19 protein-coding genes are annotated in these 21,204 nt (G+C 69.7%); 5 read left to right on the top strand and 14 right to left on the bottom strand.

Annotated elements, in window-relative coordinates:
* The 6 genes from E1202_RS13260 to E1202_RS13235 all read right to left on the bottom strand — a co-directional run.
* Window positions 1–660 (bottom strand): AMP-binding protein (locus E1202_RS13260; RefSeq protein ID WP_165943847.1); only part of this gene is annotated, 660 nt, incomplete at its 3' end.
* A 109-nt stretch (window positions 661–769) separates the two neighbouring features.
* On the bottom strand, window positions 770–1,534 hold the full coding sequence (locus E1202_RS13255; protein ID WP_207918615.1) for an HAD-IIA family hydrolase: 765 nt from the start codon (window positions 1,532–1,534) through the stop codon (window positions 770–772).
* A gap of 26 nt (window positions 1,535–1,560) precedes the next feature.
* Window positions 1,561–2,652, bottom strand: coding sequence for a sulfate/molybdate ABC transporter ATP-binding protein (locus tag E1202_RS13250; protein WP_132683350.1), 1,092 nt, complete (start codon window positions 2,650–2,652; stop codon window positions 1,561–1,563).
* A complete protein-coding gene (locus E1202_RS13245; protein WP_132683349.1) occupies window positions 2,649–3,443 on the bottom strand; it encodes an ABC transporter permease in 795 nt (264 codons plus the stop codon). Before E1202_RS13245 ends, E1202_RS13250 begins: the two co-directional genes overlap by 4 nt.
* Complete coding sequence (gene modA, locus E1202_RS13240; protein WP_132683348.1) at window positions 3,440–4,195, bottom strand: molybdate ABC transporter substrate-binding protein; 756 nt, start codon at window positions 4,193–4,195, stop codon at window positions 3,440–3,442. Before modA ends, E1202_RS13245 begins: the two co-directional genes overlap by 4 nt.
* On the bottom strand, window positions 4,196–4,597 hold the full coding sequence (locus tag E1202_RS13235; RefSeq protein ID WP_132683347.1) for a TOBE domain-containing protein: 402 nt from the start codon (window positions 4,595–4,597) through the stop codon (window positions 4,196–4,198).
* 160 nt (window positions 4,598–4,757) lie between these two features.
* Here E1202_RS13235 and moaA point away from each other — a divergent pair, with 160 nt between their 5' ends.
* The 3 genes from moaA to E1202_RS13220 all read left to right on the top strand — a co-directional run bounded on the left by moaA (window position 4,758) and on the right by E1202_RS13220 (window position 7,470).
* A complete protein-coding gene (moaA, locus tag E1202_RS13230; RefSeq protein WP_207918610.1) occupies window positions 4,758–5,816 on the top strand; it encodes a GTP 3',8-cyclase MoaA in 1,059 nt (352 codons plus the stop codon).
* 5 nt (window positions 5,817–5,821) lie between these two features.
* Entirely contained in the window at window positions 5,822–6,130 is a 309-nt protein-coding gene (locus E1202_RS13225) for a MoaD/ThiS family protein (protein ID WP_132683345.1), read from the top strand.
* Window positions 6,131–6,867: 737 nt separating this feature from the next.
* A complete protein-coding gene (locus E1202_RS13220) occupies window positions 6,868–7,470 on the top strand; it encodes a LysM peptidoglycan-binding domain-containing protein (RefSeq protein WP_132683343.1) in 603 nt (200 codons plus the stop codon).
* 353 nt (window positions 7,471–7,823) lie between these two features.
* On the opposite strand, the gene E1202_RS13215 is transcribed toward E1202_RS13220, so the two are convergent.
* From E1202_RS13215 to E1202_RS13200, 4 genes are all read right to left on the bottom strand, one after another.
* Window positions 7,824–8,750, bottom strand: coding sequence for a molybdenum cofactor biosynthesis protein MoaE (locus E1202_RS13215; RefSeq protein ID WP_132683342.1), 927 nt, complete (start codon window positions 8,748–8,750; stop codon window positions 7,824–7,826).
* Window positions 8,751–8,802: 52 nt separating this feature from the next.
* The gene (gene moaC / locus E1202_RS13210; RefSeq protein ID WP_132683340.1) at window positions 8,803–9,288 is read right to left on the bottom strand and encodes a cyclic pyranopterin monophosphate synthase MoaC; all 486 of its coding nucleotides are present in this window, start codon (window positions 9,286–9,288) and stop codon (window positions 8,803–8,805) included.
* Between the two features lie 150 nt (window positions 9,289–9,438).
* Entirely contained in the window at window positions 9,439–10,893 is a 1,455-nt protein-coding gene (locus E1202_RS13205) for an NAD-dependent malic enzyme (RefSeq protein WP_132683338.1), read from the bottom strand.
* Window positions 10,894–11,158: 265 nt separating this feature from the next.
* On the bottom strand, window positions 11,159–11,344 hold the full coding sequence (locus E1202_RS13200) for a hypothetical protein (protein WP_132683336.1): 186 nt from the start codon (window positions 11,342–11,344) through the stop codon (window positions 11,159–11,161).
* Window positions 11,345–11,610: 266 nt separating this feature from the next.
* Between E1202_RS13200 and E1202_RS13195 the strand changes: the two genes are divergently transcribed.
* Window positions 11,611–13,863, top strand: a complete 2,253-nt coding sequence (locus tag E1202_RS13195) for a helicase-associated domain-containing protein (RefSeq protein ID WP_132683335.1) — start codon at window positions 11,611–11,613, stop codon at window positions 13,861–13,863.
* 203 nt (window positions 13,864–14,066) lie between these two features.
* On the opposite strand, the gene E1202_RS13190 is transcribed toward E1202_RS13195, so the two are convergent.
* From E1202_RS13190 to E1202_RS13175, 4 genes are read right to left on the bottom strand one after another with little or no spacing between them, the layout of a single operon-like run.
* Window positions 14,067–14,666 carry a GTP-binding protein gene (locus E1202_RS13190; protein WP_132683333.1) on the bottom strand — a complete coding sequence of 200 codons (600 nt, stop codon included), beginning with the start codon at window positions 14,664–14,666 and terminating at the stop codon, window positions 14,067–14,069.
* Window positions 14,647–15,435, bottom strand: coding sequence for a DUF742 domain-containing protein (locus E1202_RS13185; protein WP_132683331.1), 789 nt, complete (start codon window positions 15,433–15,435; stop codon window positions 14,647–14,649). The genes E1202_RS13190 and E1202_RS13185 overlap by 20 nt, the downstream gene beginning before the upstream one ends.
* A gap of 31 nt (window positions 15,436–15,466) precedes the next feature.
* Window positions 15,467–15,874 carry a roadblock/LC7 domain-containing protein gene (locus E1202_RS13180; RefSeq protein ID WP_175548002.1) on the bottom strand — a complete coding sequence of 136 codons (408 nt, stop codon included), beginning with the start codon at window positions 15,872–15,874 and terminating at the stop codon, window positions 15,467–15,469.
* A gap of 20 nt (window positions 15,875–15,894) precedes the next feature.
* Window positions 15,895–19,203, bottom strand: a complete 3,309-nt coding sequence (locus E1202_RS13175) for a sensor histidine kinase (RefSeq protein WP_132683329.1) — start codon at window positions 19,201–19,203, stop codon at window positions 15,895–15,897.
* A gap of 598 nt (window positions 19,204–19,801) precedes the next feature.
* Between E1202_RS13175 and E1202_RS13170 the strand changes: the two genes are divergently transcribed.
* Window positions 19,802–20,815, top strand: coding sequence for an ABC transporter substrate-binding protein (locus tag E1202_RS13170; protein WP_132683327.1), 1,014 nt, complete (start codon window positions 19,802–19,804; stop codon window positions 20,813–20,815).
* The last annotated feature ends 389 nt before the right edge of the window (window positions 20,816–21,204 follow it).

The raw sequence follows: 21,204 nt of genomic DNA, 5'->3' as shown, positions 1-21,204 counted from the left end.
ATACCCGCACAACTCCCCCACGAAAAAACCGTTGTTCAGGATGTTGTGATGCGACAACGTCGCACCCTTCGGAAAACCCGTCGTCCCCGACGTGTACTGGATGTTGATCGCATCATCCGCCGACAGCCGGACCTCGCCGAGCCTGCGCCGGTCAGCGGCAGCGCCGACGAGGTTCTCCCACTCCGGCGATTCCAGGAACACGACCTGCTCCAGGCCCGCGCACTTGCTCCGGACCTCCTCGACCATGGCGACGTAGTCGGAGCTCTTGAACGACTTCGCCGAGATCAGCATTCGGACACCGGCCTGGTTGAGCACGAACTCCAGCTCGTGCGACCGGTAGGCGGGATTGATGTTGACCAGGATCGCGCCGATCTTGGCGGTCGCGTACTGGGTCAGGGTCCACTCGGAGCGGTTGGGCGCCCACACGCCCACCCGGTCGCCCTGGGTGATGCCGGCGTCGAGCAGGCCGGTCGCCATCGCATCGACGTCGGCGACGAACTCCCGGTACGTCCACCGACGACCGGTGGCGACCTCCACGAGCGCGTCCCGGTCCGGGAAGCGCGCCGCCGTGCGGTCCAGGTTCGTTCCGATCGTGTCGCCCAACAACGCCACGGTGGACGCACCGGAGTCGTAGCTGAGCGGTGTCGGCTCGGTGTCCACGACAACCTCCCGAATTCGGTGGTGCAGGTCACCATCTTCACCTGCACCACCGAATCGGGCCAACCCCGGACGAGCGCCCCCGAGGCAGGTGCCTCGGGGAAACGCCTGGTCAGGCCTGGAAGGGGTCCGTGACGTGGTCCCGGAGGTCCGCGATCGAGCGGACGACCTTGGTGGGGCGGTACGGGAAGAGCTCCGCGGTGTCCTCGTCGGAGATGCCGGAGAGGACGAGGATCGTCCGCAACCCGGACTCCAGGCCCGAGCGGACGTCGGTGTCCATCCGGTCGCCGATCATCAGCGTGTTCTCCGAGTGCACGCCCAGGTGGCGCAGCGCGGAGCGCATCATCAGCGGGTTCGGCTTGCCCACGTAGTACGGGGCGCGGCCGGTGACCCGCTCGATGAGGGCGGCCACGGCGCCGGTGGCGGGCAGCGTGCCCTCCCGGCTCGGGCCCTTCTCGTCCGGGTTGGTGGCGATGAACCGGGCACCGTTCTCCACCAGCCGGATGGCCTTGGTGATGGCCTCGAAGCTGTAGGTGCGGGTCTCACCCAGGATCACGTAGTCGGGATCCCGGTCGGTGAGCACGTAGCCGATGTTGTGCAGCGCGGTGGTCAGCCCGGATTCGCCGACCACGAAGGCCGAGCCGCCGGGCCGCTGCTGCTCCAGGAACTGCGCCGTGGCCAGCGCGGACGTCCAGATCGCCTCCTCCGGGATGTCCAGCCCGCTGCGCAGTAGCCGGGCCCGCAGGTCCCGTGGGGTGTAGATCGAGTTGTTGGTGAAGACCATGAACGGGATGCCGTTCTCCCGAAGAGCGGCCACGAACTCGTCCGCGCCGGGCACCATGTGCTCCTCGTGGACCAGCACGCCGTCCATGTCCATCAGGTACGTCCAGGTGGATGGCTCAGTCACGCCCCCGATGATCCTCCGGATACGGGGTGAATGGCCACCTCGGTCGCCTTGATCACGAACCAAACATCCTCACCTGCGGAAATCCCGAGCTCCGCGACCGCTGCCGGGGTGACGTCGGCGGCCAGCCCGACCTCCGACGGGCCCGTGGCGCGCACCCGGACCACGTCGCCGCGCGGTTCCAGGGCCGCGACGCGCACCGGCAGCGCGTTGCGCGGACTGCCGTGCGGGCGCTGCCGGTGCACCGCCACGGCCGACGGCGCGAACACCGCCCCCGCCGGTTCCCGCGCCTGAAGTTCCTCGACCACCCGGCCGCTGATGATCTCCTCGCCGATCAGCACTCCCCCGTCGATCGCCGTGCCGGTCAGCAGGTTGAGACCGGCGAGGCGCGCGGTGAACGCCTCGCGCGGACGCGACAGCACCTCGCTGGTCGGCCCCTGCTCGACGACGCGTCCGTCCTGCAGCACCAGCAGCCGGTCGGCCAGCACGACGGCGTCGAGCACGTCGTGGGTGACCAGCACCGTCGGCATCTCCTGGCGGCGCAGCACCTGGTGCAGCAGTCCGCGCATGGCGGGTGCCGCGTCGACGTCGAGGGCCGCCAGCGGCTCGTCGAGCATGAGCAGCCGGGGATCGCCGGCCAGCGCGCGAGCCAGCGCGACCCGCTGCGCCTGGCCTCCGGAGAGCCGCGCGGGACGGCGTCCGCCCAGGTCGGCCACGTCGGTCTCGGCCAGCCAGCGCGCGGCGACCTCCCGCGCTCGCGCCTTGCTCGTGCCCGCGGCGCGCGGGCCGAAGGCGACGTTGTCGCGCGCGGTGAGGTTGGGGAACAGCAGGGCCTGCTGGGCGAGCAGGCCGACTCCGCGCCGGTGGGTGGGGACGTTGATGCGGCGCGCGGTGTCCAGCCAAGCCGCCCCGCCGAGTTCGACCACGCCGCGATCGGGCACCAGCTGCCCGGCCAGCACCGACAGCAGCGTCGACTTCCCTGCTCCGTTCGGGCCGAGCACCGCCAGCACCTCCCCAGGTGCCACCGCGAATTCCGCACGTAGCGAGAACTCCGCGCGGTGCAGCTCGACGTCCACCCGCAGGCCGCTCACAACCGTCCCTCCACTGCCCTCGGCCTGGCGATCACGATCACCAGCAGGGCCACCACGACCAGCATCAGCGACATCGCCACCGCAGCGTCCACATCGGACTGAGCAGTGGTGTAGATGGCCAGCGGCAGGGTCCGGGTGCTGCCCTGCAGGCTGCCCGCGAAGGTGATCGTCGCGCCGAACTCGCCGAGCGCGCGGGCGAAGGTCAGCACCAGGCTCGACCCCAGCGCCGGGAGCAGCAGCGGCAGCGTCACGCGCCGAAAGGCCAGCCACGGCCCGGCTCCCAGGGTCGCGGCGACCTGCTCGTAGCGTCCGCCGGCGGTGCGCAGCGCGCCTTCGAGGCCGACCACCAGGAACGGCATCGCGACGAAGGTTTGGGACAGCACGACCGCGGCCGTGGTGTAGGGCAAGCGGATTCCGGCGACGGCGAGCACACCGCCGAGCGGCCCGGTCCGGCCCAGCAGGTACAGCAGCGCCAGCCCGCCGACCACCGGCGGCAGCACCAGCGGCAGCAGCACCAGCGCTCGCACCACGCGCATCCCGGGCAGCGTGGAGCGCGCCAGCACCACGGCCAGCGGCACCCCCAGCAGCGCCGCCAGGGCGGTCGCGATCAACCCGGTGATCACCGACAGCCGCAGCGCGTCCAGCGCGGCCGGGCTCAGCAGCAGCCCCGGCAGCCGGGCCGGTTCGACGCGGGTGAGCAGACCGGCGACCGGCAGCACCACCAGCGCCAGCGCGAGCACCGCAGGCACCCACAGCACTGCGGGGACCTGCGGTGGATGACGCCTGATCATGGAACGTCGAAACCGTGCGCGCCGAGCACCTCGCGACCCGCGGGCCCGCGCACGTACGACACGAACTCGTTCGCCAGCTGCGCCTGCTGCGAGTCCCCGATGGTGGCGATCGGGTAGTTGTTGACCGCCTGCGGCGCTTCGGGGAAGTCGACCGACTGCACCCGGTCGCCCGCCGCCTTGGCGTCGGTGACGTAGACCAGGCCCGCGTCGGCCTCGCCCGCGACGACCTTCTGCAGCACCTGCTTGACGTCGTTCTCCTCGCTGACCGGCCGCAACCCGACGTTCGCGGCCTCGGCGACCTTCTGGGCGGCGGCGCCGCAGGGCACCTGCGGGGCGCAGACGACAAGCTTCTTGTCGGCGAGGTCGGCCAGCGAGGTCACGCGCGCCGGGTTGCCGGGCGGGACCACGATGGTCAGCCGGTTGGTGGCGAAGCTCTGCGGCGGCGAGACCAGATCGGCGACCTTGGACATGTTCTTGTCATCGGCGGAGGCGAACACGTCGGCCGGTCGGCCCTGCTTGATCTGCTCGGCCAGCGTCGACGAGCCCTGGTAGTCGAACTGGACCGCGACGTCGGGGTGCTCGGCGGTGAACCGCTCGCCCAGCTCGTCGAAGGACTCGGTCAGCGAGGCCGCCGCCAGCACGGTCACCGTGCGCTGCTGCGCCGGGGGCTGCTGGCCGGATTCGGCCTGGCCGCAGCCGGCCAGCAGGGTCAGCGCGAGCATCCCGCCCGCGATCATCTTGAGCTTCGACATTCAGCCCTCTCCCGGTGTCTCCACCACGACGTTGGTCGACTTGACCACGGCCACCGCCAGCGAACCGGGCACCAGCCCGAGCTCGCGCACCGCCTCGGTGCTCATCAGCGACACCACGCGATGGGGTCCGCACTGGATCTCCACCTGCGACATCACCTTGTCCGAGACGATCTCGGTCACCAGCCCGACCCAGCGGTTGCGCGCCGAGCGCCCGACGGCCGACGGGTCCGGTGCGGACCGGGCCTGGTCGCGGGTGAACTCGGCGAGCGCGGCTCCGTCGACGACCAGCCGTCCGGCTGCGTCGCGCTCCGCGGGTAACTGCCCGCCGTCGACCCAGCGGCGAACGGTGTCGTCGCTGACGCCGAGCAGCGAGGCGGACTCTGCGATCCGATATTGCGGCACGGGAAGAACAATACGTCCGCAGGTGCGGGTAAACCAAGGCCCGCAAACCGCGAACCAGGATCGTCAACACCTGTCGCACCGCTGTTGACCAGGGATCTCGCACTGACTGAATTGCCGCTCGCGATCGAAAAGCGTCGGTCCGAGGAGATAGGGTCGAGTTGTGAACGCGGTGGACTTGGGAGTTCCGTTCGTGCGCCGCACGATCGACTCCTCCGAAAGGCCGGACACGCCGTACCTGGTTGATCGCTTCGGCCGGGTGGCGACGGATCTGCGCGTCTCCCTCATCGACAAGTGCAACCTGCGCTGCACCTACTGCATGCCCGCCGAAGGGCTGCCCTGGCTCAAGCGCAACGAAATGCTCGACACCGACGAGATGAACCGGCTGATCCGCATCGCGGTCGAAGAGCTCGGTGTCACCACGGTCCGCTTCACCGGCGGCGAACCGCTGCTGCGGCAGGACCTCGTCGACGTCATCGCGGCCACCTCGTCGCTGCCCAGCCGGCCCACGACTTCGCTGACCACCAACGGCATCAACCTCGGCGGCTTCGCCGAGAAGCTGGTGACGGCGGGGCTCAACCGGGTCAACGTCTCGCTGGACACCTTGGACCGAGCGGTGTTCAAGGAGCTGACCAGGCGCGACCGCATGCAGGACGTGCTCGACGGGCTCGCCGCGGCCAAGACGATGGGACTGGAGCCGGTCAAGGTCAACGCCGTGCTGATGCGCGGGGTCAACGACCACGAGGCGCCCGAACTGCTGCGGTACTGCATCGAGCGCGGCTACCAGCTGCGGTTCATCGAGCAGATGCCGCTGGACGCCCAGCACGGCTGGGAGCGCTCCGCGATGATCACCGCGGACGAGATCCTGGAGATGCTGGGCGAGGAGTTCACCCTCACCCCGGACGTCGCCGAGCGCGGCTCGGCACCGGCCGAGCGCTGGCTGGTCGACGGCGGCCCGGCCACGGTGGGCGTGATCGCCTCGGTGACGCGGCCGTTCTGCGCGGCGTGCGACCGCACGCGGTTGACCGCGGACGGACAGCTACGCTCGTGCCTGTTCTCGACGACGGAGACGGACCTGCGCGGCCCCATGCGCGAGGGCGCCACCGACGCCGAGCTGATCCGGCTGTGGCAGGGCGAGATGTGGGCCAAGGCCGCCGGTCACGGGATGGACTCCGGCGAGTTCGCCCAACCATCAAGGCCGATGAGCGCAATCGGGGGTTAGCGGAGATGACCGCGGTGTCGGAGCAGAGCGCCGGTCCGGCGAGGAGTTCGGTGTCGGTGCAGGTCCGGTATTTCGCAGGCGCTCGCGCCGCGGCCGGCGTTCGCGAGGAGACGGTGCGGCTGAACCGCCCGGACGGCGCGGCTCCGACGGTCTCCGACGTCATCGCGGCGGCGTTGAACCAGCACGACGAGAAGCTGGCCAAGGTGCTGCCCGCGTGCAGCTTCCTGCTCGACGGCGTGGCCGTGCGCGACCGCGGCACGCGCATCCCCGGCGACGCCACCCTCGACGTCCTGCCTCCGTTCGCGGGCGGCTGAACCGCCCGCTGAGGACGGTGCACTGTGTCCTCTGCGCGCGTGCGTGCGGGTGCGCGAATACAACATTCCCTGGCGTGTCGTACAGCCTCGTTCAGGTGACTTCTCGGTTGATTTTTCCCTCATTCGATCTTGGTTTTCAGGACGCCGTCCGAGCCCGCCGCTCGACCGCCTGAGAGCCACCCGATCTAGCGACTGGTCCATCCACGCTCCGTGTTCTCGTGAACACGAATCGCGTTCGCGCTCGGCCATCCGCGTCCCCACACCCCGGCGTGATCCACGCCCGCTCGACGGTTGGTAACCGCGTGACGGGGGTTCCCCAGTGGGAGCATCGTGGTGACCCAGGCCTCACTTACGGTGATCGATATCAGCCCGGAAACGGTCCGATAACGACGCTCTGATCAGCGAAAATGATCGGGATCGCCACCCGTTTCGCCGGTGTTACTGTGACCAGCGTCACATGCTCCAAGATTTCCGATCTTCGGATTGGTTACGTAGTGTCGCTCCTCGGTCGGCCCCGAACCGATCAGCAAGGAACTCGAGAGCCCGTGCGCCGAACCTGTCCAGCGGGCTCTCACCCCGAAAACGAAACAGAAACCGGACAGGAACGAGGGACGTCTCAGGGCCCCCCGAAAGCCCCGAGGCGCCGCCGGCTCCCCCGAGACCGGCGGGCGCGAACCCGGCTCCACCCGAAGGAGCCAGACCAGGGTTCGACCCGAGGCGCGGTAGGAGAGAGGGACATGTCCAGTTACAAGGGCAAGCACCGCAAGCCTTCGAGTACCAAGCGCAATTTCGCCCGGATCGCCGTTGCCGGCGCTGTGGTCGCCACCCCGATCGCGATCGCCGCACCCGCCAACGCCGCGGACTGGGACGCTCTGGCCAAGTGCGAGAGCAGCGGCAACTGGAGCGCCAGCACCGGAAACGGCTTCTACGGCGGCCTCCAGTTCACCCCGTCGACCTGGGCCGCTTACGGCGGCACCCAGTACGCCAGCAGCGCACACAACGCCACGCGCGAGCAGCAGATCGCCGTCGCGGAGAAGGTTCTCGCCTCCCAGGGCAAGAACGCGTGGCCGGGCTGCAGCGCGAAGCTGAACTGGACCAGCGGCTCGACCAAGTCGAGCACCAAGACCGAGACCACGCCCAAGAAGAAGACCACGACCACCACCAAGACCAAGTCCACGGTCAAGGCGGACGGCGCGGACTACACCGTCAAGGCGGGCGACACCCTGGGCAAGATCGCCCAGCAGTTCGGCGTGAACTACCAGGACATCGCCGCCAAAAACTCGAGCGTGATCAGCGACCCGAACCTCATCTTCCCGGGTCAGCAGCTCGACGTGAAGTAAGACCTGCACGGTCAGGCATCCCCCAACGCCGACCGGCAAGGAAGCACGCGCCGTCTCCCCCGACACGGCACGTGCTCCGCCAGAGAAACCCCTCCACCGCAATGCCCCCTAGCGGTGGAGGGGTTTCTTGCGTCTGGAGGGGAGCGGAAGCTCGTCAGGCAAGCACCGAAGGCGCTTTCTCAGTGCCCCACCTGAGCAACCGGTACCGCCGCGGGTTCTGACACGTCCTCTGGGGAGGACAGCCGCAGCGCCGCGTACTCGACATACTCAAAGTCGCGGATCCCGGAGCCAGAAGGCGTGTCAGGTTCCGCCACCCGCACCGCAAAGCACGACGACAGAGCAGTTCACAGAAGCTACGGGCAGTTGACCCATTCTTCGGTGTTGTCGTCGAAGACCTGGCGCTTCCAGATGGGCAGCCGGCGCTTGACCTCGTCGACGAGTTCGGAGCAGGCGTTGAAGGCCTGCTTGCGGTGCTCCGCGGCGACCGCGCAGCCGAGCGCGACGTCACCGATCTTGAGCATGCCGACGCGGTGCGAGACGGCGATGGCGCGAACGCCTTCGAACCGCCCGGCGATGTCGGCGGCGACCTCCTGGATCACGCTCTGGGCGATGGGGTGCCCGGTGTACTCCAGTTCCAGCACTCCCCGGCCACCGTCGTGGTCCCGCACGACCCCGCCGAAGGTCACCACGGCTCCGGCCGCGTTGTGCTCGACCGACCGGGCCAGCGACTCGACGTCGATGTGCTCGTCGACGACGTCGGCCCGCAGGACCTCGGCGGGCGCGTGCGCCGGTGCTGTCGCCGATCCGGGGTGGTCGCCTCCGTGGAGCTGATCGACGGCGTGGTCCAGGACGCCTGCGAGGACTCCGAGGCCGTCCTTGACCCCGCCGGTGGAGCCCGGGAGGTTCACGATCAGCGTGCGCCCGCTGACCCCGGCCAGCCCTCGGGAGAGGACGGCGGTGGGGACCTCGGGAAGTCCGGCGGCGCGGATGGCGTCCGCGAGGCCCGGGATCTGGTGGTCGAGGACCTGCCCGGTGACCTCGGGAGTGCGGTCGGTCGGATTGATGCCGGTGCCACCGGTGGTAATCACGACGTCCACGCCGGCGTTGACGGCGGTGCGCAGCTGATCGCCGACGGGGTCGCCGTCGGGCACCACGAACGGTTCGGGGGTCTCGTAGCCGCGGTCGCGCAGCCACTTCACGATCACCGGACCGGTGCGGTCCTCGTAGATCCCGGCAGCGGCGCGGTTGGACGCGGCGACGACTCGCGCGGTCCTCGTCATGGAGACCTCCCGTGAATGGCCCGGTTCTGGTGCAACGACGGCGAGCGGCGGATTAGTCCGCTTCGGTTCGCTCCCAGAGACCGGTCTTGCCGCCTTCCTTGCGCTCGACGCGGACGGCGTCGAGCACGGCGCCGGGATCGACGGCCTTGATCATGTCGTGCAGTGCGAGCCCGGCGACGGCGACCGCGGTCAGCGCCTCCATCTCGACACCGGTGCGGTCGGTGGTCTTGACCGCGGCGGTGATCCGGACTTCGGCGTCGCCGAGTTCGAGCTCGACCTTGGCGCCGGAGATGGCGATGGGGTGGCACAGCGGGATGAGGTCCGGGGTGCGCTTGGCGCCCATGATCCCGGCGAGCCGGGCGGTGGCGATGGCATCGCCCTTGGGCAGGCCGTCGCGGCGCAGCAGCGCGATCACCTCGGCCGTCGTGCGCACGACTCCGCTGGCCACGGCCTTGCGGGCGGTGGCGTCCTTCTCGGACACGTCGACCATGCGCGCGGCACCGGCCGCGTCGACGTGGGTCAGTTCATCCTGCGCCATGCCGAAAGCCTAGAGGACCGCCGTCTCCGGCCAGGTGGAGGGAAGGCGCAACGGGGGACGCGATCACGGTCGTGATCACGTCCCCCCGCGAACGGCGTCGGCCGACGTCGTCCCCCGTCGAGGAATGCGGCGGAGCCGCCTCGAGAGTGCTTAGAAGTCGAGGTCTTCGGCCATGCTCCAAGGCATGGACGAGCCACCTCGGGAAGCGGTCTCGGCGGGCTTGGCCGCCAGCGCCGCCTTCTTGACCGCGTCCGCGACGGCCGGGGCGACCGCGCTGTCGAAGACGCTGGGGACGATGAACGAGGAGTTCAGCCGCTCGCCGTCGACGACGTCGGCGATGGCGTTGGACGCCGCGAGCATCATGTCGTCGGTGATCTCGTGCGCGTGCGCGTCGAGGAGCCCGCGGAAGACGCCCGGGAAGGCCAGCACGTTGTTGATCTGGTTCGGGTAGTCGCTGCGCCCGGTGGCCACGATGGTGGCGTGCTGCTGGGCCTCCAGCGGGTCGATCTCCGGGTCCGGGTTGGCCAGCGCGAACACGATCGCGTCGGAGTTCATGCTCGCCACGTCGTCGGCGGAGAGCAGGTTGGGCGCCGAGACACCGATGAACACGTCCGCCTCGCGCACCGCGTCGGACAGCGTGCCGGTGCGGCCCTCGGTGTTGGTGCTGGAGGCGATGTTGCGCAGGTTCTCATCGCTGTCGCCGCGCCCGCTGTGCACGATCCCGTTGATGTCGACGGCGATGATGTCGGCGGGCTTCTTGTTCTGCAGCAGCCGGATGATCGCCGAACCCGCCGCGCCCACACCGCAGACCACGATGCGGCAGTCGGCGATGTCCTTGTTCACCACGCGCAGGGCGTTGCGCAGTGCGCCGAGCACGACGATGGCGGTGCCGTGCTGGTCGTCGTGGAAGACCGGGATGTTGAGCTTCTCCCGCAGCCGCGCCTCGATCTCGAAGCAGCGCGGAGCTGCGATGTCCTCGAGGTTGATGCCGCCGTAGACGGGGGCGATCAGCTCGACGGCGCGGATGATCTCCTCGGTGTCCTGGGTGTCCAGGCAGACCGGCCAGGCGTTGACGCCCGCGAACTTCTTGAACAGCGCCGCCTTGCCCTCCATGACCGGCAGCGCGGCCTCCGGGCCGATGTTGCCCAGGCCGAGCACGGCGGAGCCGTCGGTGACCACGGCGACGGCGTTGCGCTTGACCGTGAGGCGGCGGGCGTCGTCGGGGTTCTCGGCGATCGCGGTGCACACCCGGGCGACACCCGGGGTGTAGGCGCGGGAGAGGTCATCGCGGTTGGCGAGCGCGACGCGGGAGTTGACCTCGATCTTGCCGCCGAGGTGGACCAGGAAGGTCCGGTCGGAGACCTTGCGGACGCGCACACCGGGCAGCGCTTCGAGGGTCTCGGTGACCTCACCGGCGTGATCGGCCGACAGCGCGTTGCAGGTGATGTCGACGACGATGCGGTCGGCGTGCGACTCGACGACGTCGAACGCCGTGATCACCCCGCCCGCGCGCCCGATTGCGCTCGTCAGATCACCCGCAGCGGTCGTCGACGGCGGAGCCTCGACGCGAACGGTGATCGAGTAACCAGGACCTGGAACCGGCATTGGCACACCCCTGTCGAGCGAACGGCTATGGACGTGGGTGCCGTCCTCCGGCGGCCCGAGCGCCGAAGCAGATCGCCTACCCGGCACGCAAGCCATTCTGGCCCGCTAAGCGACCGGAACTTCACCCAGCACGAAAAAGCCTAAAACTTTCCCGACTGTGAGCTAGATCCGGTGGGTTACTCGCGAGTCAGTATTGACACGCCGCGTTCGCCGGGGACCGGTTTCGACGCCGAACCGGCACCTGGCCGGTCCGGCGACAGGGGTCTCACTTGTTGATGACCGTGACCGGGTGCTCGTACGGGATGGCGTCATCGTTGAGCGGGAACGTGGTGTCCCCGAACGGCGACAGGGCGCCCTGCTTGTCGGCCACCAGCTCGCTGACCGGGTGCTCTCCGGCACCGGCCTGCGGCCAGGTCGGGTCGATACGGTCCTTCTTGGTCTTGCCGGCCACGTCGTCCTCCTGTGCATTCCGGCTACGGGCAACTCCAGTTTGCCGGATACGGGCGACCGAACTCACCCAAGGGTGTCGCAGCTTGCACCTCTCCTCCCCTGCGCACGCGGGCCGCGCCACGCCCGGACCCGAGCCGACCGGATTTCCACCGAAGTCCGCGACCGGATTTCCACTGAGATCCGGTCACCTCCCGGGGTGGGCGTTGGGAGGGGTGGTGGACGGTGAGCACGGGGAGTGGGGGACGACTACTGGGTATCGTGGGCGTGATGCCTCCAGTTGGGAATTGGCTCCGCGACCGCGGCGACGAGCAGCTCGTCGCCCTGCTGCGCGCGCGCCCGGATCTGGCGACTCCGCCACCAGCCGACCTGTCCGTGCTCGGCTCCCGGGTCGCCCAGCGATCATCGGTCGCCCGCGCCTGCGAGGAGCTGGACTCCTTCGCGCTGAGCGTGATGGAGGCGCTGGTCCTGCTGGACGCCGACGAGCAGCCCGTCGGGCTGGACGCGGTGGCCGACCTGCTGGGCAGCGAGGTCACCGCGCAGCGGGTCCGCCGGACCGTGAACGCGCTGCGCGACCTGGCGCTGGTGTGGGGCGATGACGACTCGCTGGAGATCGCGGGCACCGCTCGCGAGGTGCTGCCGACGTTCCCCGGGGGCTTGGGGCGACCGGCCGACGACCTGACCGAGGTCACCGCCAAGGCGGCCTTGGCCGAGCTGGACGAGGAGGAGCGGCGGCTGGTCGGCAAGCTCGCCGACGGCTCCCCCATCGGCCGCACCAAGGACGCGTCCGCGCACGTGCCGCTGGAACGCGCGACGAATCCGGTCCAGCGGCTGCTGGCCAGGGGACTGCTGCTGCGCCGCGACACCGAGACCGTGGAGCTGCCCCGGCAGCTGGCGCTCGCGGTGCGCGGGGATCAGCCGATGGGCCGGATCGAACCCGAGGAACCCGCCCCGGAGCTCACCCAGACCGACCGCGAGCGGGTGGACAGCACCGCCGGTGGCGCTGCGCTGGAACTGCTGCGGCACGTCGAGGAACTGCTGCTCGCGTGGGAGACCGATCCGCCGGACGTGCTGCGCTCGGGCGGGATCGGCATCCGCGACGTGCGCCGCACCGCCAAGGCCCTGGAGGTCGACGAGCAGCACATGTCGCTGCTGGTGGAGGTGGCCGTCGCCGCGGGTCTGCTGGACCGAACCGAGGACGCCGAACCGCGCTGGCTGCCGACGATCTCCTCCGACACCTGGCTGGCCTCCCCCGTCGAGCACCGCTGGGCCGTGCTGGCCGCCGCGTGGCTGGACCTCCCCCGGCTGCCGGGGCTGACCGGTGCGCGCGACGAGAAGGACCGGCTGATCGGGCCGCTGTCGGACGAGCTGAGCCGCCCGCTGGCGCCGAAGGACCGCCGCCGCATCCTCGACTACCTCGACGAGCTCCCCGGCGGCTGCGGTGCCCGCCCGGACGACGTGGCAGAAGTGCTGGCCTGGCGCGCGCCCCGGCACGCCGGTCGGCTGCGCGACGACCTGGTGCGCTGGACGCTGTCCGAGGCGACCGCGCTGGGCGTCGTCGCGCTGGACGCGATGACCACCGCCGGTCGCGCGCTGCTGTTCGACGGCCCCTCCGAGGCCGGCCACCGGCTCCGCGAGGTGCTGCCCGATCCGCTGGACCACGTGCTGGTGCAGGCGGATCTGACGGTCGTCGCGCCGGGACGGCTGGAACCGGACCTGGCGGCGGAGATGAAGCTCGTCGCCGACGTCGAGTCCGCGGGCAGCGCCACCGTCTACCGGGTCGGCGAGGGCAGCGTGCGCCGGGCGCTGGACGCCGGCTACACCGCCGACGACCTGCACGCGCTGTTCCGGGACCGGTCGAAAACGCCCATCCCGCAGGCGCTGACGTACCTGATCGACGACGTGGCGCGCCGCCACGGCAAGCTCCGGGCCGGAACCGCGGCGGCCTTCCTGCGCTGCGACGACCCGGTCGTGCTGGCCGAGGTGCTGGCGACTCCGGCGAGCGAGGAGCTGGAGCTGCGGCGCATCGCGCCGACCGTGCTGATCAGCCCGCTGCCGCTGGCGGACCTGGTGGAAGGGCTGCGCGCGGCCGGTTTCGCGCCGGTCGCCGAGGGTCCTGACGGCAACGTGCTGGACCTGCGCGCGGGTGGGCGCCGCACGCGCGGCAAGACCCGGCAGCGCACGTCCTACGGTCCGCCGGTGCCCAGCGCCGAGCAGCTGGGGGCGATGGTGACGCAGCTGCGCGCCAACGACATCGCCGGTTCGGCCCGCCGGGGCCGCGCGGTGGTGCCCGAGCGCGGGCGTCCGAGCGCCGAGGCGACGCTGGCGCTGCTGCGCGACGCCGCGACCGAGAAGCGCAGCGTGTGGCTGGGTTTCGTGGACACCCACGGCGTCCGCAGCCAGCACGTCGTGCGCCCGGTCAGCGTCGGCGGAGGCGTCCTGCAGGGGGTCGACGCGGCCAACGACGAACTCGGCAACTTCCCCCTGCACCGCATCACATCAGTGGCCCTGGTCGAGGACTGACGCAGAGGGCGCTGAAAATCCACACGGCGCAACCGCTGCTTCAGGTGTGGGACTCAGCCGGCACCGCCGCGGGTTCTGACGCGTCGTCTGGCGAGGACGCCGCGACGCCGTGCATTGGACATGCATCAGGAGCGGCGCCCGGAGCCCAGGCGGCGTGTCAGGTTCCGCCACCCTCACCGATAGGGAAAGCGGCCACGAAACAGCTAATGCGAAGTCGCGAGGCGTTGGCGCATGGCGTGTTCGACGAGCGTGATGAGCGCCTTCTTGGTCGACTCCCGGTCGCGGGCGTCGACGGTGATCATCGGGACCGACTCGGCGATGGTCAGGGCCTCGCGGACGTCCTCCGTGCGGTGGTGCGTGAGGCCGTCGAAGGTGTTGACCGCGACGATGTAGGGCAGTCCCCGGTCGTCGAAGAAGTCGATCGAGGCGAACGCGTCCGCCAGCCGCCGGGTGTCGACGAGCACGACGGCGCCGATCGCACCGCGCACGAGGTCGTCCCACATGAACCAGAACCGGTGCTGGCCGGGCGTGCCGAACAGGTAGAGGATCAGGTCCGAGTCGAGCGAGACGCGGCCGAAGTCCATCGCGACGGTCGTGGTGACCTTGCCCGGCGTGGCGGTGAGGTCGTCGACGCCGACGCTGGCCTCGGTCATCACCGCTTCGGTGGTCAACGGCACGATCTCGGAGACCGAACCGACGAACGTCGTCTTCCCGACGCCGAAACCACCGGCAACCACGATCTTCGTCGAAGTCTTCTGGTTGCTCGGCTGCTGCGACCGGGGATCAGAGCCTGCGAAGCCCACTGAGCACCCTCTCCAAGAACTCCATGGACGGCCGATCACCGACGACCATGCCACTGTCATGAATCAGAACCAGCCCGGTGTCGGCCATGTCGCCGATCAGCACCCGCACCACGCCGAGCGGCAGCCGCATGTGAGCGGCGACCTCGGCGACCGAACGGGCCTCCTGGCACAGCTCGGAGATCGAGCGGTGCTCGGGCCGGGATTGGGTCGCCTGGTTGCGACCTCGTTCGCTGGTGCTTACCAACGTCTCGATAGCAAGATCATAATCGGTGCGGGTACGCCCCCGAGTGCGGGCATACGGCCGAACGAGTGAACCCCCGCTGTCCTCTGCTTCCATGTCGTCCATCGCCGGGATCGCCGGCATCGAGCCGGAAATCGACGGCATGGACTGGGAAATCGGTGACATCGACTGCGAGATGGACGGCATCGACACCGACGGCGGTCCGCTGTCCGGGCGCGGACGCGGAGCCGGGGTGCCGCGGTCCTGGGAGCCCCAGTTGTCCGCAGCGGCGCGGGGGTCCTGCTTGCCCCAACCGTCCTGCTGGGCGTTGTTCTGCCCGGCCGAAGAGGCGTCGCCATATCCGCCCGACCCGAACAGGTCGGCGCCCGGTCCCCCGAACAGCGCGCGGTCGTACCCGCCGATGGCATCACCGCCCTGTCCGGACGGGGTGTCGTCGACGAAGTCGTCCTGCCAGGACTCCGCGCTCAGCCGCTTGTTGTAGAGGCGGAACAGGTCACCGTCCCAGCTGGGCTCGGAACCGGCGTTCATGGTCAGCTCCCCTCAGCTCTCCCAGCCGGAATCACCGGCGTCCCATGCCCTGCAGCTGCGCGCGCAGCTCAGGCGTGAGCTGACGACCGACCCGCTCGACGAGCAGGGTCATCTCGTAGGCGACCAGGCCGATGTCGGCGTTGGGCGCGGCGAGCACGGCCAGGCACGAGCCGTCGCTGATCGACATCAGGAAAAGGTAGCCCTGCTCCATCTCGACGACGGTCTGGGTCACCTCGCCTGCTTCGAAGCAGCGCGCTGCGCCTTGGGTGAGGCTGACCAGACCTGACGCGACGGCGGAAAGCTGCTCGGCGCGGTCACGCGGCAAGCCCTGGGAACCGGCCAGCAGCAGACCATCCGCGGACACGACCACCGAGTGCGCCACGCCGGGTACCCGACGCACGAAGTCGGTGATCAGCCAACTGAAGCTGTTGCTGCTCATCGGTTGCTGCACGGACCCGTTCACTCCTGCTCCTCGGGACGGCTCGGATTCGAGCGGGGAAGTTCGGTGGAAACCGGTTCGGCCTTGGCGTGCCTGCCCCGATGGACGCCCTGCTGGAAGTTCGCCATGCGTCCGCGAACGGCATCAGCCGAGCGCGGGGCGGCGGGCTTGCGGCGAGGTGTCTGCGGGGATCGGGGTGCTGCCGAGCCGGGCACGAGGTTGGTCTTCGGGACCCGCTTGGGAAGTCCGGCCGCGGTCGTCTCCTGGACCTCGTGGGTCTGCAGCAGGGCCTCGGCGGCTTTCCAACCGACATCCGCTTGCCCCCAGCCCGGGTCGGGCGTGGTGGTTCGCGGAACTTCGTCGACGACCGGTTCCGGCGCGGAGCTCGACGGGGTCGAGGGCGCGGCGGTTTCCGGCTCGGCGGGTTTGGGGTCGGCAGCGGCCGGGGCCGAGTCCTCGACATCGGACTCCCGGAACCACTGCGAGAGCACGGCTTCGTATATCGGCAGGCGTTGGGTAGGCGCATCGTCCATGTCCCAGGACTCCCTCGGCTCGTCGTCGGCGCGTGCCGGCGATCCGCCGTCGAAGCCCGGGTGCTCCAGGCCGGGAGTGCTGCGCAGGGATGCGTTCTCGGACTCCCAGGGCTCCGACGCCGGCTCCGGCCGGCTTTCGTTTCCTGGGGCGCCCTCTTGACCGCCACCGAATGCCGCACCGATTCCACTGCCGTTCAGGCCGCTGCCGTTCAGGGAGCCGCTGTCGTGCTCGCTCCCGTTCAGGCCGCCACCGCTGAAGCCGTTCCGGTGCTCGTCGGCGCCGAAGGGCTGGGACGGGGCGAAGTTCTTGGTCTTCTCCGCCTCGAACGGGCTGTGGAACAGGTCGGTCGACGAGGTCTCCGACGGTGCACCGCACTGCCCGTCGAAGCCCGGGTCGATATCCGGCCAGGCTTCCGCCCCGACACCGTCGTCGTGGGGCGCCCGGTCGTCATCCTCCCATTGGGGGACGCTCGTCGCTCCGAACGAATCGCCGGAGGACATCGTCACGGAGTACTGCGCGGGCAGCTCCGAGTCGTGGTCGCCCGGTTCGTCGGCGAATCCGTGACCGTTGAACGACGAACCGTTGTCGGCGTCCATCGCCGCCTGGTTCATCGAGGTGAACGAGGTCGGCGGCTCGGAACCGCTCAAGCTCGGCAGCTCGGCGCGGCTGGTCGGCGCGTCCAGACCCGGGTGCTGACCGTTGTTGCCCGCGGCGGCACGACCGCCGAAGGCCGCGGCCAGGCCCAGCTGGGTGCCGGTCTCGCCGAGCTGACCGCGCTCCTCGGGCTGGATGGTGCGCGGCATGTCGGGCATCGGCACCGGGCCGTCCGGGGTGAGCTGCACGACCAGTTCGCCGCTGAGGCGGACGGTGGCCGTGACACCGCCTTCCAGTCCCTCGTTGTTGCCGAGCTCGACCTCGATGTTGTGCCTGCGGGCCAGCTGACCGACCACGAACAGACCCATGCGCCGGGAGACGGCGACGTCGATCTCCGGCGGCCGCACGAGCCGCTCGTTGATCTCGTCGACCTCGCCGGCGTCGATGCCCACGCCGCGGTCGCGGATCTCGATGACCAGCTGCTGGCGGCGGTAGGCGGTGCGGACCGTGACCTCGGTGTCCGGGTTGGAGAACACCGTGGCGTTCTCCAGCAGCTCGGCGACCAGGTGCACGAAGTCGTTGACCACGCGGCCCTGCAGGGCCAGCTCGGGGGCGTCGACCACCGCGACCCGGGCGTACTGCTCGACCTCGGAGACGGCGGCGCCGAGCACCTCGTTGAGCGGGACCGGTCGCATGGTGCGCCGGGTGAGGTCGGTGCCGCCGAGGATCAGCAGGTTCTCGTTGTTCCGGCGCATGCGGGTGGCCAGGTGGTCCAGCTCGAAGAGGCTGGACAGCTGGTCCGGGTCCTGCTCGTCCTGCTCCAGGCGGTCGATCAGGGCCAGCTGCCGCTGCACCAGGGTCTGCGACCGGCGGGCGAGGTTGACGAACAGGTCGTTGACGTTGTTGCGGAGCATGGCCTGCTCGACGGCCAGCCGCAGCGCCTGCTGGTGCACCGCGTCGAAGGTGCGGGCGACCTGCCCGATCTCCTCGTCGGTGTAGACCGGCACGGTCGGCACCGTGGTCTGGTGCGAGGAGCCCGGGTTCTCGGTGACCTGCGTGATCGCGTCCGGCAGGCTCTGCTGCGCGATCTCCAGAGCGCTGTAGCGCAGGGTCCGCAGCGGCCGCAGCATCGAGCGGGCGATGAAGGTCGCCACGCCGAAGGCCACGATCAGCAGCAGCAACACCAGGGCGGTGTCGCGGACCAGCGTCCAGGTCGCGGAGTCGGCCAGCGAGGTGGCGTCGGAGTGCAGGTCCTCGAGGACGTCGGACTCGACCTCGCGGACGAGGTCGGTGCGCTGCCCGGACTGCTGTCCCCAGTCCGCCGGGGAGACGCCGAGGTTCTGGTCCTGCTGATCGTTGTCGTAGGCGATCAGCGAGCTCTGCTCCAGCTGCTCGCTGCGGTCGACCGCCGCACCGGCGACCCGCTCGGCGAACAGGGCGCGCTGCTCCTGGGTGGCCGCGGCCTCGAACTCGCCGAAGGCGGCCTCGTAGCGCGCGTCCGCGGCGCGCATCTGGTCGGGCTGACCGGTCAGGAACTGGTTCCGCAGCGACGCGCTGAGCAGGATCGAGCGCTGCCGGGCGAGCTGCTCCTTGGCCTGGCCGAGGGAGTCGGCCGCGCGAGCGGTCTGCGCGGTCGCGGTGTTGGCCGCGGAGTTGGCGACCTGGTTGTTGATCGAGAGCAGGGTGTCGATCACCGAGTTGTAGGCGATCATCGTCTGCGGGCTGGTGAAGCCGCCGTTGACGGTGCCGCGCAGCGCTCCGAGGCTGCCGATCCGGTGCTCGGCGCTCTGGAAGGCGAAGCGGACCTCGGGGGTGAAGCCGGCCATCTGCGGGTCGAACGCGAGGACCTGCTGGACGGCCGCGTCTACCCGGCGGCCCTGAGCTTGGTAGTCGGTGCCCGCGCTACCGCCGTTGGAGGTGGTGAGCACGATCGCGAAGTCCCGCTCGCGCTGCAGCTCGTGGGTGAGGTTGGAGGTCTGCTGCGCCAACTCGACCTGGTCGACGATGGTCTGCATCTGCGACTGGCTGCTGAGACCGTCGTAGATGCGAACGCCACCGACGCCCAGCGCGGCCAGGGTCGGCACGAGCAGAACGGCGGCCATCTTGTACCGGAGGCGCCAGTTGCGCAGCCACCACTTCTTGGTCCGGGCGGCAGCCGGATCGGCTGGGCCGGGTGCGGTCGCGGGGTCGTTGTTGAGCATCCCTGTTTCCTGCGCTGCGGCGGACATGTGCGGAACCGCCACGGCTAGCTGCCCTTCCGTGCCGTGGCAGTGGAGATCATCGTGCTGGGAATGCGCCCGCGAACCGGCGCTGTCGCGTCGGGTTCCCACGAGCGGGCCCACGTCACCTCAGCGATCGAGCTTCCGCAGACCCTGACTCTGTCAGCCGGGCTTGCCATCACACTCCCTGGTCACAACGTGCATTCCCCCGAAGCAGAGGCCGGTCACCTCGACGGGCGAGACTATACTTAACCCGGCGTCACAAGTCAGGCCCCCAATACGGGTCGCCGTCACTCTTCAGAGTGCCTTTGGCAACAGCTGGGCCGAACGTGTGACCCATAGTTAGTTACGCCTGGTTGTAACCCGATAGTTCAAACCTTTACAGTCCTTTTTGCGCCCCACCCGTCACGGCCATCGCGCGTGTGCCCGGCCCGCGCCGGTGCCTCCCACGAAGGTCGTGGCCAAGTCCACAGTGCACAGACGCAACTGCCGGACCCTACTCGGGGTTGTCCGCGCCGAGCCAGCCAAGCTCACGCAGCGCCCGGCGCGCCCCATGTCGTGCTGTTGCAAGGAGGACTCGATGACCCTGGCCAGTCGCGCTATGTCGCGGAGAGGTCTGCTCAAACTCGCAGGTGGAACGGCTACCGCCGGAGCGCTGATGGGCGCAAGCGGATGCGGCCTGCTGGGCGGCTCCGAATCGGCGGGCAGCGGTGACGGCACGGTCGAGAAGCCCAACATCAAGGTCGGCGCCATGCCGGTCACCGACCTCGCTCCCCTGCACCTGGCCGTGCGCAACGGCATCTTCCAGCAGGAGGGCCTCAACGTCGAGATCGTCACGACCTCGGACGGCAGCGCGGCTCTGACCAGCACCATCGGCGGCGACTACGACATCACCTACGCCAGCTACGTGCCCTTCTTCGCGGCCCAGGCCCGGGGCGTGGCGGACCTGAAGATCGTGGCCGACTGCGGCGCGGGTGCCCCGAACACGACCACGATCATGACCTCGCCCTCCTCGAAGGTGCGCACCCCGCAGGACCTGGCGGGCAAGACCATCGCCATCTCCGGACCGCGCACCATCTCGGAACTGCTGGTCAAGGCCACCATGCGGGCCTACGGCGTGGACTTCTCCAAGTCCGAGTTCACCGCCATCCCGTTCATCAACATGCCGGCCGCGCTCCAGCAGGGCCGGGTGGACGCGGCGATCCTGACCGAGCCGTTCCTGACCCAGGCCGCGCGCGCCAGCGGAGCGGTCCCGGTGGCCGACACCAACACCGGTCCGCTGGAGGACCTGCCGCTGACCGGCTACGGCGCCACGGCGAAGTTCGTGCAGGACAACCCCAAGACCGTCGCCGCCTTCCAGCGCGCGATGGACCGCGCGGTGGCCGAGTCGCAGGACCGCTCGAAGATCGAGCCGCTGCTGCCGGAGTTCGCCAAGATCGACAAGGAAACGGCGGCGATCATCTCGCTGCTGAAGTTCAACTCGCGGGCCGACGCGACGCGCCTGCAGCGCGTTCCGCGCCTGATGAAGGACTTCGGCTTCCTCGACAAGGACATCGACGTGTCCAAGATGATCGTCAAGCCGGCGCAGGGCTGACCCTCGCGTCAGCCCCAGGACTGAGGGGCGGGCCGATCCGATCAGCCGAAGTGCTGGGCAGGATCGGCCGGCCCGGCACCCGGACCCCCGGCGGGTCCAACCCAGCCGCAGGTGCTTCGTCACGAACGAGGCATCTGCGGCTTTTGTCGTTTTTCTCACCGTGGATTCACGTTATTGGCGCATGATCACCCGTTCGGGCTATGGACACCACTCTCCGTGATGTTTGCTTTTGCCAATGAGTGACCGGAGACACACATTCGAGTAATGGACACAACGAGCCCATTACGTCTTGTTGTCGCCCCCTGATCAGGTATCTAGAGTTCTGCGCACCGATGCAGTCGGTGATCCCGAGGACACGGGACGTGCGCAGCGGACCGCCAACGCGCCCG

The sequence above is a fragment of the Saccharopolyspora karakumensis genome, assembly GCF_004349225.1.
Lineage (GTDB): Bacteria > Actinomycetota > Actinomycetes > Mycobacteriales > Pseudonocardiaceae > Saccharopolyspora > Saccharopolyspora endophytica.
This window is presented reverse-complemented; position numbering and strand designations above follow the sequence as displayed.

Excerpts from the sequence above, each read along its gene's own strand:
- E1202_RS13255 (WP_207918615.1), bottom strand. The coding sequence starts at position 1,534 with ATGGACATGGACGGCGTGCTGGTCCACGAGGAGCACATGGTGCCCGGC.
- E1202_RS13245 (WP_132683349.1), bottom strand. The coding sequence starts at position 3,443 with ATGATCAGGCGTCATCCACCGCAGGTCCCCGCAGTGCTGTGGGTGCCT.
- modA (WP_132683348.1), bottom strand. The coding sequence starts at position 4,195 with ATGTCGAAGCTCAAGATGATCGCGGGCGGGATGCTCGCGCTGACCCTG.
- E1202_RS13225 (WP_132683345.1), top strand. The coding sequence starts at position 5,822 with ATGACCGCGGTGTCGGAGCAGAGCGCCGGTCCGGCGAGGAGTTCGGTG.
- E1202_RS13220 (WP_132683343.1), top strand. The coding sequence starts at position 6,868 with ATGTCCAGTTACAAGGGCAAGCACCGCAAGCCTTCGAGTACCAAGCGC.
- E1202_RS13215 (WP_132683342.1), bottom strand. The coding sequence starts at position 8,750 with ATGACGAGGACCGCGCGAGTCGTCGCCGCGTCCAACCGCGCCGCTGCC.
- moaC (WP_132683340.1), bottom strand. The coding sequence starts at position 9,288 with ATGGCGCAGGATGAACTGACCCACGTCGACGCGGCCGGTGCCGCGCGC.
- E1202_RS13205 (WP_132683338.1), bottom strand. The coding sequence starts at position 10,893 with ATGCCGGTTCCAGGTCCTGGTTACTCGATCACCGTTCGCGTCGAGGCT.
- E1202_RS13195 (WP_132683335.1), top strand. The coding sequence starts at position 11,611 with ATGCCTCCAGTTGGGAATTGGCTCCGCGACCGCGGCGACGAGCAGCTC.
- E1202_RS13185 (WP_132683331.1), bottom strand. The coding sequence starts at position 15,435 with ATGAACGCCGGTTCCGAGCCCAGCTGGGACGGTGACCTGTTCCGCCTC.
- E1202_RS13180 (WP_175548002.1), bottom strand. The coding sequence starts at position 15,874 with ATGAGCAGCAACAGCTTCAGTTGGCTGATCACCGACTTCGTGCGTCGG.
- E1202_RS13175 (WP_132683329.1), bottom strand. The coding sequence starts at position 19,203 with ATGCTCAACAACGACCCCGCGACCGCACCCGGCCCAGCCGATCCGGCT.
- E1202_RS13170 (WP_132683327.1), top strand. The coding sequence starts at position 19,802 with ATGACCCTGGCCAGTCGCGCTATGTCGCGGAGAGGTCTGCTCAAACTC.